The sequence below is a fragment of the Streptomyces sp. NPDC006197 genome (assembly GCF_040613865.1).
In the GTDB taxonomy this organism is placed as follows: Bacteria; Actinomycetota; Actinomycetes; order Streptomycetales; family Streptomycetaceae; genus Streptomyces.
In genome coordinates this window covers 1-13,544 of sequence record NZ_JBEXSZ010000197.1, presented here as the reverse complement: position 1 = coordinate 13,544, position 13,544 = coordinate 1, and the positions used below count along the sequence as shown (strand labels likewise).

The window sequence follows — 13,544 nt, the reverse complement described above, 5'->3', positions numbered from 1 at the left end:
CCGACGAGCCGGACGACCTCCTCGTACCGCCCGCGCCAGACCCGTATCAAACCGCCGCACATCCAGATCGCGTCCGAGCGCTGCCCCCAGTCGGGCCCGGATCCCCCGCCGGGCGCCACCACCTTTTTTCGTTTTTGACCTTTTAAGATCGGTACGTGTCACAGCGCAGCCGGACCTCAGTCGCCGCCCTCGCCGCAACCCTCGTGCTGCTCGCGGCCGGCTGCACCGGCATCGGCAGCGGCGTCCGGGGCACCCCCGGGGCCGCCGGACTGCGCGACCCGTACTTCCCCAAGCTCGGCAACGGCGGCTACGACGTCGGGCACTACGGCCTCACCCTCGCCTACGACCCCGCCTCCGGCCGCCTCGACGGCACCGCCGAGATCACCGCCCGCGCCACCCAGGACCTCAGCGCCTTCAACCTCGACCTCGCCGGCCTCACCGTGCGCCGCGCGACCGTCGACGGCACCCCCGCCGCGTACAACCGGGCCGGGAACGAGCTGACCCTCCGCCCCCGCGAGGAACTCCCCGAAGGGGCGGAGTTCCGGGCCACCGTCACCTACTCGGGCGTGCCCGAACCGATCACGGACGCCGACGGCTCGGAGGAGGGCTGGCTGCGCACGCCGGGCGGGGCGGTCGCCGTGGGCGAACCCACCGGCTCCATGACCTGGTTCCCCGGCAACCACCACCTCTCCGACAAGGCCTCCTACGACCTCACGCTCACCCTCCCCGCCGGGGTCGAAGGCGTCTCCAACGGCGTCAGGACCGCGCGGCGCACCGAGCAGGACGGGCGCGTCACCACCGTGTGGCACACGGCCGAACCGATGGCGAGCTACCTCGCGACGGTCGCGATCGGCCGGTACGAGACGGGGACGGCGACCGCCCTCGGCACCGTGCCCGTCCTCACCGCCGCCGAGCCCCCCGCCGCGGTGGCCAGCGCCGCGCTGAGGAAGGAGATCCCCGGGATCCTCGCCCGCCAGGTGAAACGCTTCGGCCCCTACCCCTTCTCCGCCGCCGGGGCCGTCGTCACCGAGAACGGGAGCCTCCACTACGCCCTGGAGACCCAGACCCGGCCCGTCTTCCCGGCCCGCTCCTTCGACCGGACGACCCTCGTCCACGAGCAGGCGCACCAGTGGTTCGGCAACTCGGTCACGCCGGAGACCTGGCGGGACATCTGGCTGAACGAGGGCTTCGCGACGTACGCGGAGTGGCTGTACTCGGAGGAGTACGAGCACGTGCCCGCGCGCACCCGCTTCGAGCGGGCCTTCGCCCAGGACACGAACTGGGCCTTCCCGCCGGCCGCCCCGCCCGCCGCCGAGAACCTCTTCGACCCGCCCGTGTACCAGCGGGGCGCGATGGTCCTGCACAAGCTGCGCGAGACGGTCGGCGACCGCGTCTTCGACGAGATCCTGCGGGGCTGGGCCGCGAAGTACCGCCACGCCAACGCCACCACGGACGACTTCACGGCCTACGCGGAGAGCGTGGCGGGCCGTGACCTCGACGCGCTGTGGGACGTCTGGCTCTACGGCGACGGGAAGCCGGCCAAGCCCTGAGACATCCTCTAGAGCAGGGACTTCCGCATCACGACGCACGGGCGGCCGTGGGCGAGGTCCGGGCGCCGGTCCGTCTCCTCGTAGCCCAGCGCGGTCCAGAAGGCCAGTGCCTCCGGGTTGTTCTCCAGGACGGCGAGCCGCAGTCCGGTGCGGCCCTCGGCGCGGAAGCCGGTCTCGATGTACGTGGCGAGCCGGCGGCCGTACCCGGCGCGCCGCGCGTCGGCGTGGACCATCAGCAGGCCGAGCCACGGGTCGGTCTGGAGCGGGTCGGGGTGGCGGCCGAGCGTGACCGCGACGGCGACGAGCCGTCCCTCCGCGCGGGCGAGGAGCACCTCGGCCGTCGGCTGCGCGAGCTCGTCGGCGAGGGCGGCGGCGACCTGCTCGGGCCGGATGTCGTCGGGATCGGGGAAGTCGCCGCTGAGCTGGTGGAACTCCTGGTTCGACGCGTACAGCGCGGTGAGTTCGGTGAGCAGCGGCCCGGGGAGGGCGTGCGCTTCCGTGCGCGGGAGGGGTTCGACGATCACGCGGAGAAGGGTAGGGCCCCGGCGCGGATTCCGCCGGGGCCCCACCTGGTGCCGGTGCGTCAGACGTCCTTAGAGGTTGACGCCGAAGTCGCGGGCGATGCCCTCCAGACCCGAGGCGTAGCCCTGGCCGACCGCGCGGAACTTCCACTCGGCGCCGTTGCGGTACAGCTCGCCGAAGATCATGGCCGTCTCGACGGCGGCGTCCTCGGAGAGGTCGTAGCGGGCGATCTCGGTGCCGCCGGCCTGGTTCACGATGCGGATGTACGCGTTGCGGACCTGGCCGAAGTTCTGCGAGCGGGACACCGCGTCGTAGATGGAGACCGGGAAGACGATCTTGTCGACGTTGGCCGGGAGGGCCGCGAGGTTGACGTTGATCTGCTCGTCGTCGCCGCCGCCTTCGCCGGTGCGGTTGTCACCGGTGTGCACGATGGTCTGGTCGGGCGTCGACTTGTTGTTGAAGAAGACGAAGTGGGCGTCCGAGGCGACGCGCCCGGCGGCGTCCACGCCGATCGCGGAGGCGTCCAGGTCGAAGTCGGTGCCGGTGGTGGTGCGGACGTCCCAGCCGAGGCCCACGGTGACGGCGGTGAGGCCCGGGGCCTCCTTGGTCAGGGAGACGTTGCCGCCCTTGGACAGGCTCACAGCCATGGAAAGTCCCTTTCATCGTTCTGTCGTCGCCTGGAGAAACGCGGTTCGGCCGCCGGCGGTTCCCGCCGTCCCCACGCGCGCGTGCCGCGTGGGCGGTCGCGCGAAAACAGGATGACTCGTACCGGCCCCTCCGGGGAACATGGGGGGCATGTCCGGTCCGTATCCCATCCGCGGCTCCGTCTCGCTGCCCGAGGCCGAGCTCCAGTGGCGTTTCTCGCGGTCGTCGGGGCCGGGCGGTCAGCACGTGAACACCAGCGACTCGCAGGTGGAGCTCCGTTTCGACCTCGCGGCCACCGACGCGCTCCCCGAGGTGTGGAAGGCCCGAGCCCTGGAACGGCTCGCCTCCCGCCTGGTGGGCGGCGTCGTGACGGTCCGCGCCTCGGAGCACCGCTCCCAGTGGCGCAACCGCGAGACGGCGGCGGTCCGCCTGGCCGCGCTCCTCGCCGAGGCGACGGCCCCGCCGCCGAAGCCCCGCCGTCCGACGAAGATCCCGCGCGGGATCAACGAGCGGCGGCTGCGCGAGAAGAAGCAGCGCTCGGAGACCAAGCGCACCCGCCAGTCCCGCGACTGGGGCTGAGCGGGTCAGCCCAGTCGGCGGTACTTCCCCTGGAAGTACGTCAGCGGGCCGCCGCCCCCCGAGGGCAGGCCGACCGTCAGGACCCGGCCCACCACCAGCGTGTGGTCTCCGGCCACGACCCGGTTCTCCGTGCGGCACTCCAGGACCGACAGCGCGCCGCCGATGAGCGGGGCGCCGCTCTCCTCGCCGCGCGTGTACGGCAGGTCGGCGAAGAGGAGCCGGTCGCTGACCCGGTTCTTCATGGCGAAGCGCCCGGCGACGTGCCGCTGGTCCTCGGCGAGGATCGACACGGCCCAGACGGGGACGTCGGCGAGCAGGTCGTCCATGCGGGAGCCGTTGCGGAGGCTGACGAGCACCAGGGGCGGGTCGAGGGAGACCGACATGAAGGCGGTGGCCGTCATGCCGACGTCCTCGCCGCGCGGGCCGTCGTCGGGGTCGTGCGCGGTCACCAGGACCACGCCTGCCGCGAGGCGGGCCATCGCCGCCCGGAACTCGTCGTTGCTCACCCCCTCAGCATGAGGGATGGCCAGGTCGGAGACGGGGGGTGGGGCGGGTGTCTTCTGTAGCACCCTCGCACGCTAGCCCCGGCGGCTCGCGTCCCGCATCGGGCCGGGGGACCAGCCGGGCACGGGCGCCGGACCTAGGTCCTGGCATATGCCGCAGGCGGGAGGACCCGCCGCGAGCTGCTGTGACTTGAGTCACAGAGGCCGGTAATTGTTGACCCTGTGTACCGGGTGCGGAGCTCGCTGTGATTCAGTGGCGGTGACAGTGCAGTACGAAGCCGATGAGAACCCTGGAGTTGCTGTCGAGGTCTCGGGGAGAGCGAGCGATGGAGACCGAGTCGGAGCCTTACGTCCGTCTCTCGACCCTGCGGCAGCTGCATCAGGTCGTGGCGGACCTCAACACTGCCCGGAGCCTGGCGGACACCCTGCAGACCGTCGCCGACGGTGTGGTCGCCGGTCTCAACTACGAGCTGGCCTGCGTCAACCTCGTCCGCCCCGACGGTGACCTCGTCGTCGCCGCCTTCGCCGGAAGCTCGGCCGCGGAGGCCCTGATCACCGGCCGCGTCGGCTCCCGCTCCTCCTGGGACCGCCGCCTGGCCATGGGCGTCGCCTGGGGCGACCTGCGGTTCATCCCGCACACCGAGGGCTGGGTCCTCATGGAGGACGACGTCCCCCAGTGGCACACCGACGGCCCCGCGCCCCGCTTCGAGGACGAGTGGCACCCGCACGACCGCCTCTACGCCCCGATGTACGCCCCCACGCTCGGCTCCGCCCGCGCGGCGGGAGCCCCGTCCGGCTCCGGCCGCGAGCTCCTCGGCGTCATATCCGTCGACCGCCCGCGCAACGGCCGGCACCCCGGACCCTGGGGCCAGGAGGCGCTCCAGATGTACGCCTCGCAGTCGGCGATCGCCATCAGCAACGCCCGCCTCCGCTCCAACATGCAGCGCGCCCTGGTCCGCCTGGAGCGCGAGCAGCAGGCCCTGCGGGCCAGCGAGGAGTCCTTCCGGCAGGCCTTCGAGTACGCCCCCTCCGGCATGGCCATCGCCGAGATGGGCGGCGACCAGCACGGCCGGCTCCTCCGCACCAACGACGCCCTGTGCCGGCTCCTCGGCCGGCCCGCCTCCGTCATGCGGCGCTACTCCTTCGCCGACCTCGTCCACCCCGAGGACATAGGCACCCTGCTGCGCACCTCCGCCGAGGGCGGCCGGGCCGAGCTGCGGCTCGGGCGGCGGGACGGCACCTACGTCTGGGTCTCCCTGCGGAACTCGGTGGTCGCCGACACCGCCGACGGCCCCCGCTTCCTCCTCACCCACGTCGAGGACATCGAGGAGCGTAAGCGGCACGAGCTCCAGCTCGCCCACCGCGCCTCGCACGACGCCCTCACCGGCCTCCCCAACAGCGCCGAGCTGCGCTCCCGGCTCTCCGCCCGGCTCTGCGAGCGCCCGTCGGCACCGGGGGGCGAGGCGGCGTACGGCGGCGCGTACGACTCGCGGCGGGACGGCGGCTACGGGACGGGTCACGACGGCGGCTACGAACCGCAGCAGTACGAGCACGACCCCTCGTACGACTCCGGCTACGAGCCGCAGCCGCAGCCGTACGAGCACGAGCACGAGCACGGCTTCGGTTTCGAGCCGGCGGGCGGCTCCGGGCCGTACGACCACCACGTCCACATCGTCGCGCCCACGGGCGGCGAGACCGACGACGGGACCAAGGGGCTCGCGGTCCTCTTCTGCGACCTCGACGGCTTCAAGTCGATCAACGACCGCTTCGGGCACCACACCGGCGACGCCGTCCTCATCGAGGTCGCGCGCCGGCTCACCACCGGCGTGCGGGACGGCGACACCGTCGCCCGGCTCGGCGGTGACGAGTTCGTCGTCCTCGCCGACGGCCTCGGCGCCGCCGACGCCGCCGACCTGGCCGTGCGCCTGCGCAACGCGATCATCCCGCCGATCCGGGTGGACGGGCGGGCGGTCCGTGTCGGGGCGAGTTTCGGCATCGGCTGGGCCGAGTGCGGGATGACCGTGGAAGAGGTCCTGAACTCGGCGGACCAGCGGATGTACGTGGAGAAACGCTCCCGCGCCAAGGTCCACCGGCGGGCCGGTTGAGCCGCGCGCTGGTCCGTTCGGGGTAGGCTCGGCCGGTCGGCGACGGCTGGCGAGCATGGAGAGGATGACCCGGATGGCTGCCGGAAACGACGGCGCGAACACGCCCGAGGACGACGATCCGTTCGGCTACCTCTACGAGGACGGCCAGGCAGCGGGTGCCCGGCCCCCGCAGGGCGGCGGCTACGGCTACCCCGGCCCCGCCCCCGCGCAGCCGGGCGTGCCCCGGACCTCGTACAACCAGGTCAGGACGGTCGGCGAGCGCAAGTACGGCCACCAGCAGCAGGCGTACGTGCCGCCGCAGCAGCAGGCCCCGTACGGCCAGCCGCAGGCGCAGTACGCGGCGCCCGAGACCTACGGCGCCCAGCCGCAGACCCGCCCGATCCCGCCCCAGCGCGGCGGCGGCTCCGGCCGGGGCCCCAACACCCGGGGCCTCCTGATCGGCGCGGTCGCGGTCGTGGCGGTCGTGGTGGTCGGCATCGCGGCGGCCCTGATCACGAACTCGGGCAAGGAGAACGACAAGGACGACAAGGCCGGCGGGAACACCCCGTCGACCGCGCCCTCCCAGGTCTCCGAGACGCCGAGCACGGAGCCGAGCGCCGAGAAGACCCCGGAGGAGCTCCCCAAGCAGGACGCGGCGACGCTGACGCTGGGCGGTACGGCCACGACGGGGACCGGCGTGAAGGGCGCGAAGGGCACGAACGGCGCCTACGTGACCCTGAGCGGCGTGGGCAGCTCCGCGAGCTGGTCGGTCGACGTGCCGAACACCGGCGAGTACACGCTCCGCATCACGTACAGCGTGCCCGGCAAGGACGCCAAGACGTCCCTGACGGTCAACGGCGAGGCGCCCCGCGAGATCAACATGAAGAACTTCGCGAACGCCCCCGAGGGCGACTGGGAGAAGGGCTGGACCTACACCTACTCCTACGTGAACCTCAACAAGGGCTCGAACGCGCTCAAGATCTCCTGCGAGCCGGGCGACTCGTGCGAGGCGATCCTCGACCAGGTCTACCTGGAGGCCGGCCACACCGGTAAGGGCTGACCCCTCAGGGGGTCTCCTCGACGACCTTCACCCGCGTCAGCAGTTCCTCGTACGCCGTCGGGTCGAACTCCCCGGCCACCGGGGAGAGGACCGTCGCCGCCGAGAGGGCGACCGCGCGGGTGAGGCGGTCGGGCCAGGGGGTGTCGTCGACCAGGCCCGAGAGGAGGCCGGCGACGGCGGAGTCGCCGGCGCCCGTGGGGTTGCCCTTCACGGCGGCGGGCGGGGCCGCGCGCCAGACGCCCTCGGGGGTGGCGGCGAGCAGGCCCTCGGGGCCGAGCGAGGAGACCACCGCGCGGGCGCCCCGGCGGCGGGCGTCGCGGGTGGCCCGGTGGGGTTCGCGGGCTCCGGTGAGCTGGGCGAGTTCCTCGGCGTTGGGCTTGACCAGGTCGGGGCGGGCGGCGATGCCGCGCCGGAGGGGTTCGCCGCTGGTGTCGAGGAGGACGGGGACGCCGGCCGTCCTGGCGAGGCGGACGAGTTCCGCGTACGCGCCGACGTGGATGCCCGGCGGGAGGCTGCCGCAGAGGGCGACCGCGCGGGCTCCGTCGAGGAGCGCCGTGAAGCGGGTGCGGAAGGCGGTCCACTCGTCGGCGGTGACGGTCGGGCCCGGTTCGTTGAGCTGGGTGGTGTCCCCGCTCGCGGTGTCGACGACCGCGACCGTGCGGCGGGTGGGCCCGGCGGTCTCGACGAGTTCGTCCCGTACGGGCGTCGGCGCGAGCTGGTCCCGCAGTGTCGCGCCGGTGGCGCCGCCCGCGAAGCCGGTGGCGACCGTCTCGTACCCGAGGGCGGCGAGGACGCGGGCGACGTTGAGTCCCTTGCCGCCGGGCCGCTCGATGACCTGGGTGACCCGGTGGGAGGCGTGCGGGGTGAGGGCGGGGACCCGGTAGGTGAGGTCCAGTGCCGTGTTGAGGGTGACCGTGAGGATCACGACCTGTCCGCCCCCCGTACTCCGTGTGAAGTCCTGCGGAACGTGCGTTCCGACGGGCACCGATCATGCCAAAGGAAAGGCGGTTGGCCCAGACCCGCGGCCGACCGCCTTCGCGCGTGACGCCTGATCAGGCGGCTGTGCCCGTCGCCGGGTCAACGATCCATTCGCCCTTGCGCATGACGCCCCTGAGCTCGAACCCGGCGTCGAGGACGACGATGTCGGCGTCCTTGCCGGGCTCCAGGGAGCCGACGCGGTCGTACATGCCGAGGAGGCGGGCCGGGTTGGCGGAGATGGCCTGGACGATCGATTCGACCGGCAGGGCGTCGACGGTGGCCGCGCGCTTGAAGGCGCGGTCCAGGGTCAGGGTGGAGCCGGCGATGGAGCCGCCCTCGACGAGGCGGGCGACGCTGTCCTTCACGTCGACCGCGAGCGGGCCGAGCATGTAGCGGCCGTCGCCGAAGCCTGCGGCGTCCATGGCGTCGGTGATGAAGGCGACGCGCTCGGGTCCCGCGTGGTGGAAGGCGAGTTCCAGGGCGGCGGGGTGGAGGTGGGTGCCGTCGTTGATGAGCTCGACGGTGATCCGCTCGTCCTCCAGGAGGGCGGCGATGGGGCCGGGGGCGCGGTGTCCGAGGCCCGGCATCGCGTTGTAGAGGTGGGTGGCGACGGTGGCGCCCGCGTCGATGGCCGCCCGCGTCTGCTCGTACGTGGCGTCGGTGTGGCCGATGGCGGCGATGACGCCGTGCTCGGCGAGGAGGCGTACGGAGTCGAGGCCGCCGGGCAGCTCGGTGGCGAGGGTGACCATCCTGGCCTGGCCGCGGGCGGCGTCGATCAGCTTGCGGACCTCGGCCGGGTCGGGGTCGCGGAGCAGGGTCTCGTCGTGGGCGCCCTTGCGGCAGGGGGAGATGAAGGGGCCCTCGAAGTGGAGGCCGGCGAGGTCGCCCTGCTCGGCGAGCTCGGAGAGCAGTCCGGCGCGCCGGGCGAGGAAGTCCATCTCGCCGGTGACGAAGGAGGCGACGACGCTGGTGGTGCCGTGCAGGCGGTGGGTGTGGACGCCCTTGAGGACCTCGTCGACGGTGCCGGAGGTGAAGGAGGCGCCGCCGCCGCCGTGGTTGTGCAGGTCGACGAAGCCGGGGACGAGCCAGTGGCCGGTCAGGTCGACGGTCGGGGCGCCCTCGGGCGCCGAGCCGGCGATGCGGTCGCCGTCGACGATCACGCGTCCGTTCTCGACCGTTCCGGTGGGCAGCACGACGTGCGCGCCGGCGAGAACCTTGTGATCGGCCATCAGGCGGAAACCTCCGAGTCGAGGGAGAGAAGGTCCCAGGCGAGGAGGCCCGCGCCCAGGCATCCGGCGGTGTCCCCGAGGGCCGCCGGGACGATGGCGGGCAGCTTCTGGAACGTGACGCGTTCCTCCACGGCGGCCCGGAGTGGTGTGAACAAGGTTTCCCCGGCCTCGGCGAGACCGCCACCGATGATGAGCGTGCGGGGGTCCAGCAGGGTGAGCGCGGTGACGAGCCCGTCGGCGAGGGCGTCGACGGCGTCCTGCCAGACCCGTGCGGCCGTGGGGTCGCCGGCCTCGACGGCCTTCGCGCAGTCGGCGGCGTCGGCGTCGGGGTCGCCGCTGGCCTCGGCCCAGGCGAGGGAGACGGCGGAGGCGGAGGCGTACCGCTCCAGGCAGCCGCGCTGGCCGCAGCCGCAGTCGGTGCCGCCGGGGCGGACGACGATGTGGCCGATCTCGCCGGCGTAGCCGTGGGCGCCGGCCTCGATGCGGTCGCCGATGCCGATGGCTCCGGCGATGCCGGTGCCGAGGGGGACGAAGAGGAAGCGGTCGGCGCCGTTGCCCGCGCCGATGCGGCCTTCGGCGAGGCCGCCGGTGCGGACGTCGTGGCCGAGGGCGACGGGGACGCCGTCGAGCCGGCGGCTGAGGAGTTCGCGCATGGGAACGTCGCGCCAGCCGAGGTTGGCGGCGTAGACGGCGATGCCGTTCTCGGCGTCGACGATGCCGGGGACGGCGACTCCGGCGGCCGCGGCGGGCTCTCCGTACCGCTCCTGGCCGAGGGCGCGGAGCTCTTCGGCGAAGCCGAGGATGGTCTCCACCACGGCCTCGGGGCCGCGCTCGCGCCCGGTGGCGCGGCGGGCCTCGTGCAGCAGGGTGCCGTCCGCGCCGACGAGGGCGGCCTTCATGCCGGTGCCGCCCACATCCAGGGCGATGACGTGTCTCACGGGGGACAGTGTGTCGCGAGGGGACCCAAAAGGTCTAGTCCACTTCCGAGGATTGTTGCGCGCGGATACAAATTCGGGGGCCGTCATGCGGTCATGCTCCCGCCGCAGTTGCGGAAGTGATACCCGAGTGGACTAGACCTCATACCTGCCCGCGGGAGAGACTTGCGCCCTGAAGACGAGCAAACATGCAGCTCAACGACGAGCAAAAGGTGGATGAAGCCGTGGAGCGGCGACGATTCCTTGGACTGACCGCGGCCGCCGCCGCCCTCGGACTGACCGCGACGGTCGCCGGCTGCGGCGCACTGGGCGGCGACTCCGGCGACGTGACCCTGAGGCTGGTCGCCGCCGACTACGACCTGACCGGCGGCGACACCACCAAGAAGTACTGGACCGACCTCGTCGCCGCCTTCGAGGCGAAGCACCCCGGCGTCAGGGTCGAGGTCCAGGTCGAGTCCTGGGACGACGTCGACCGCAAGGTCGCCGAGATGGTCAAGGCGGGCAAGGCCCCCGACCTCGCGCAGATCGGCGCCTATGCCGACTACGCGGCCGCCGGACAGCTCTACGCCGCCGACGAACTCCTCTCCATACCCGTCCAGGCGAACTTCCTCGGCCCCCTCGTCGCGGCCGGCGAGTACAAGCGCACCCAGTACGGCATGCCCTTCGTCGCCTCCACCCGGCCGCTCTTCTACAACAAGGCCCTCTTCCAGGAGGCCGGCGCCAAGGCCCCCACCACCTGGGACGAGCTCGTCGAGGCCGCCGAGAAGCTCAGGGCCAAGGGGGTCGCCACCCCCTTCGCGCTGCCCCTCGGCCCCGAGGAGGCCCAGGCCGAGGCCCTCATGTGGCTGCTCAGCGGCGGAGGCGGCTGGACCGACGCCTCCGACCGCTACGCCGTCGACTCCGACGCCAACATCCGCACCTTCGAGTGGCTCCGCAAGAACCTCGTCGGCAAGGACCTCACCGGACCGGTCGCCCCCGGCAAGCTCAACCGCAAGGCCGCCTTCGCCGCCTTCGCGAACGGCGAGGTCGGCATGCTCAACGGCCACCCCTCGCTCCTCAAGGAGGCCGCGAAGAAGGGCGTCCAGGTCGGGCAGGTCCCCCTCCCCGGCGTCGACGGCCTGCCCAAGACCTCCATGGGCGTCGCCGACTGGATCATGGGCTTCAAGCAGAACGGTCACCGCAAGGAGATCGGCGACTTCCTGAACTTCGTCTTCAGCGACGAGAACGTCCTGAAGTTCGCCGGGGACAACGACCTGCTGCCGGTCACCGTCACCGCCTCCACCCGCATGGAGACCGACCCCGCCCACGCCAACCTGCGCGTCTTCCTCAAGGTCCTCCCCGACGCGCAGCTCCCGCCGGTCGGCAAGACCTCCTGGGCCAAGGTCAGCGAGGACGTCAAGCAGAACATCGGCAGGGCCGTCGCCCCCGGCGGCCGCCCCGCCGACGTCCTCGGCCGGATCGGCCGGGCGGCGACGGCGGCGGAGAACGCGGAGTAATAGGTTGGTCGTATGACCGAAGAGGCCGACAGCAGTGGACTCGGGGAGCGCGAGCAGGCGCTCCTCGCCGTCGAACGCCGCTCCTGGCCCGGTCCCGGCGCCAAGGAGCGGGCCGTCCGCGAGCGGCTCGGGCTCTCCCCGACCCGCTACTACCAGCTGCTCAACGCGCTCCTCGACGACCCGCGCGCCCTGGCCCACGACCCCGTGACCGTCAACCGGCTGCGCCGGGTCCGGGAGGAGAAGCAGCGGCGGAGGGGATGACGGTACGGGTGACCCCGGCCACGCTGACGAGACTCCCCCCGCGTGGGTAGGGTCGGGAACATGGTCAGCAGCCTTCAGCACCCGACCACACCCGCCGGCCGCGACGGTCTGGACGCGCTCCTCGCGCGCCCGGCGAACGCCGTCGTCGCCCTCGACTTCGACGGCACCCTCGCCGAGATCGTCCCCGACCCCGAGCAGGCCCGCGCCCACCCCGGTGCCGTGGCCGCCCTCGCCGCCCTCGCCCCCCAGGTCGGCTCCATCGCCGTCGTGACCGGCCGCCCCGCCGGGGTCGCCGTCCGCTACGGCGGTTTCGCCGGCGTCCCCGGCCTGGAGCACCTCGTCGTCCTCGGCCACTACGGCGCCGAACGCTGGGACGCCGTCACCGGCACCGTGCAGGCCGCCGCCCCGCACCCGGGCGTGGCCTCCGTCCGCGCCGAGCTCCCCGGCTTCCTGGACCGGTCCGGGGCCTGGCCGGGCGTCTGGATCGAGGAGAAGGGCCGCGCGGTCGCGGTCCACACCCGGCGCGCCCAGGACCCGGAGGGCGCCTTCGAGGCCCTCAAGGGCCCGCTGGGCGAGCTGGCCGTCGCCCACGGCCTGGTCCTGGAGCCCGGCCGCATGGTCCTGGAGCTGCGGCCGCCGGGCATGGACAAGGGCGTGGCCCTCGCGAAGTACGTACGGGAGGTGGGCGCCGGGTCCGTGCTCTACGCGGGCGACGACCTGGGCGACCTGCCGGCCTTCGCGGCGGTCGAGAAGCTCCGCTCCGACGGGACCCCGGGCGTGCTGGTGTGCAGCGGCTCCACCGAGGTCCCGGAGCTGGCCGGCCGCGCGGACCTCGCGGTGGCGGGCCCCTCGGGGGTCGTGGAGTTCCTGACGGAACTGGCGAGGGCGGTACGGGAGGGCTGAGGGGCCCGGCGGTCAGCCGCCGAGTTCCCTGGTCAGCGCCTCCGCGTCGTTCTTCGTGAAGTTGCCGCTGATCTGGATCTCGTTACCGGGGATGGGGGCGGAGACCGAGGGGGCGCTGAGCAGCCGGTCGCCGAGGACGATGGCGATCTGGTTCCGCGGTGTCTGCCGCTGGGCGGCGCGCTCGGTGAGGGCGGTGAACCGCCGGCCGTCCTCGTCGCCGAAGGTCATCGTGATCGTCCACCGCTCGTCGGCGAACACGGTCCGCGCCTGCCTGAGCCGTTTGACGCTCATGCGGTCGTCGTCGCGGGTGGAGATGCGGTAGCAGGCCTTCGCCTGCTCGTCGTAGAAGGTCGGCGGGGCCAGCTTGTCCGTGCATTCCCCGGCCTCGGTCTGCTCCACGAGCGCCAGCCGCAGGTCCTGTCGGACGGGGCCGGGCGTCTCGTTCCCGGGCCGGCTCACCAGGTACACGCCGCCGCCTCCCGCGAGCAGCGCGGCCACGGCCACGGCGATCAGCGGCCCGGTGCGCCGGGACCGCGGGGCCGGCGAGGGCCGGGGGCCGCGGGCCGGCAGCCGCCGGGTGCGGGGCACCGCCGCCGGGGTGCGTTCGGTGGCGGCGTCGGGGCTGAACCGCCGCTGGGCCGCGTCGGCTTCCTCGGTACGGCGTTTGCGGTGCCGCTGGATGGCCGCGGACCAGCCGGGCGGCAGCCAAGAACCTGGGCGGCAGCGGAAAGATCGACGCCTGGGTCTCGCTGGCCGGTCCCAACCACGGCACCGACTGGGCCAACGGCTGCGCCTACAC

At 73.2% G+C, this 13,544-nt stretch carries 14 protein-coding genes; 7 read left to right on the top strand and 7 right to left on the bottom strand.

From position 1 onward, the window contains the following. Positions 1–155: 155 nt before the first annotated feature. Positions 156–1,550 carry a M1 family metallopeptidase gene (locus ABZ318_RS36380; RefSeq protein WP_356906710.1) on the top strand — a complete coding sequence of 465 codons (1,395 nt, stop codon included), beginning with the start codon at positions 156–158 and terminating at the stop codon, positions 1,548–1,550. 8 nt (positions 1,551–1,558) lie between these two features. Here ABZ318_RS36380 and ABZ318_RS36375 read toward each other — a convergent pair whose 3' ends face one another. Continuing rightward, positions 1,559–2,074: a GNAT family N-acetyltransferase gene (locus ABZ318_RS36375; protein ID WP_356906709.1), complete on the bottom strand. Its 516-nt coding sequence runs from the start codon at positions 2,072–2,074 to the stop codon at positions 1,559–1,561. A 69-nt stretch (positions 2,075–2,143) separates the two neighbouring features. After that, positions 2,144–2,719 carry a TerD family protein gene (locus tag ABZ318_RS36370; RefSeq protein ID WP_093874825.1) on the bottom strand — a complete coding sequence of 192 codons (576 nt, stop codon included), beginning with the start codon at positions 2,717–2,719 and terminating at the stop codon, positions 2,144–2,146. Between the two features lie 139 nt (positions 2,720–2,858). Here ABZ318_RS36370 and arfB point away from each other — a divergent pair, with 139 nt between their 5' ends. Continuing rightward, the gene (gene arfB / locus ABZ318_RS36365) at positions 2,859–3,296 is read left to right on the top strand and encodes an alternative ribosome rescue aminoacyl-tRNA hydrolase ArfB (protein ID WP_030693146.1); all 438 of its coding nucleotides are present in this window, start codon (positions 2,859–2,861) and stop codon (positions 3,294–3,296) included. Between the two features lie 5 nt (positions 3,297–3,301). Here arfB and ABZ318_RS36360 read toward each other — a convergent pair whose 3' ends face one another. After that, entirely contained in the window at positions 3,302–3,865 is a 564-nt protein-coding gene (locus tag ABZ318_RS36360; RefSeq protein ID WP_356906707.1) for a flavin reductase family protein, read from the bottom strand. Positions 3,866–4,125: 260 nt separating this feature from the next. Here ABZ318_RS36360 and cdgB point away from each other — a divergent pair, with 260 nt between their 5' ends. Together cdgB and ABZ318_RS36350 are read left to right on the top strand one after the other, a co-directional pair. Continuing rightward, positions 4,126–5,904: a diguanylate cyclase CdgB gene (gene cdgB, locus ABZ318_RS36355; RefSeq protein WP_356906706.1), complete on the top strand. Its 1,779-nt coding sequence runs from the start codon at positions 4,126–4,128 to the stop codon at positions 5,902–5,904. Positions 5,905–5,977: 73 nt separating this feature from the next. Next, complete coding sequence (locus tag ABZ318_RS36350; RefSeq protein ID WP_356906705.1) at positions 5,978–6,943, top strand: CBM35 domain-containing protein; 966 nt, start codon at positions 5,978–5,980, stop codon at positions 6,941–6,943. A gap of 4 nt (positions 6,944–6,947) precedes the next feature. On the opposite strand, the gene ABZ318_RS36345 is transcribed toward ABZ318_RS36350, so the two are convergent. The 3 genes from ABZ318_RS36345 to ABZ318_RS36335 all read right to left on the bottom strand — a co-directional run bounded on the left by ABZ318_RS36345 (position 6,948) and on the right by ABZ318_RS36335 (position 10,088). Next, on the bottom strand, positions 6,948–7,868 hold the full coding sequence (locus tag ABZ318_RS36345; protein ID WP_356906704.1) for a 1-phosphofructokinase family hexose kinase: 921 nt from the start codon (positions 7,866–7,868) through the stop codon (positions 6,948–6,950). A gap of 127 nt (positions 7,869–7,995) precedes the next feature. Further along, positions 7,996–9,150: an N-acetylglucosamine-6-phosphate deacetylase gene (gene nagA / locus ABZ318_RS36340; RefSeq protein WP_356906703.1), complete on the bottom strand. Its 1,155-nt coding sequence runs from the start codon at positions 9,148–9,150 to the stop codon at positions 7,996–7,998. Continuing rightward, complete coding sequence (locus tag ABZ318_RS36335) at positions 9,150–10,088, bottom strand: ROK family protein (protein ID WP_356906702.1); 939 nt, start codon at positions 10,086–10,088, stop codon at positions 9,150–9,152. Before ABZ318_RS36335 ends, nagA begins: the two co-directional genes overlap by 1 nt. Positions 10,089–10,273: 185 nt before the next feature. Between ABZ318_RS36335 and ABZ318_RS36330 the strand changes: the two genes are divergently transcribed. The 3 genes from ABZ318_RS36330 to otsB are packed head-to-tail and all read left to right on the top strand — an operon-like array spanning position 10,274 to position 12,745. Further along, positions 10,274–11,581, top strand: coding sequence for an extracellular solute-binding protein (locus ABZ318_RS36330; RefSeq protein ID WP_356906701.1), 1,308 nt, complete (start codon positions 10,274–10,276; stop codon positions 11,579–11,581). A gap of 12 nt (positions 11,582–11,593) precedes the next feature. Next, the gene (locus tag ABZ318_RS36325; RefSeq protein ID WP_356906700.1) at positions 11,594–11,842 is read left to right on the top strand and encodes a DUF3263 domain-containing protein; all 249 of its coding nucleotides are present in this window, start codon (positions 11,594–11,596) and stop codon (positions 11,840–11,842) included. A 60-nt stretch (positions 11,843–11,902) separates the two neighbouring features. Then, positions 11,903–12,745, top strand: coding sequence for a trehalose-phosphatase (gene otsB / locus ABZ318_RS36320; RefSeq protein ID WP_356906699.1), 843 nt, complete (start codon positions 11,903–11,905; stop codon positions 12,743–12,745). A 12-nt stretch (positions 12,746–12,757) separates the two neighbouring features. Here the strand turns inward: otsB and ABZ318_RS36315 are convergent, their stop codons facing one another. Then, on the bottom strand, positions 12,758–13,333 hold the full coding sequence (locus ABZ318_RS36315; RefSeq protein ID WP_356906698.1) for a hypothetical protein: 576 nt from the start codon (positions 13,331–13,333) through the stop codon (positions 12,758–12,760). Positions 13,334–13,544: the final 211 nt, after the last annotated feature.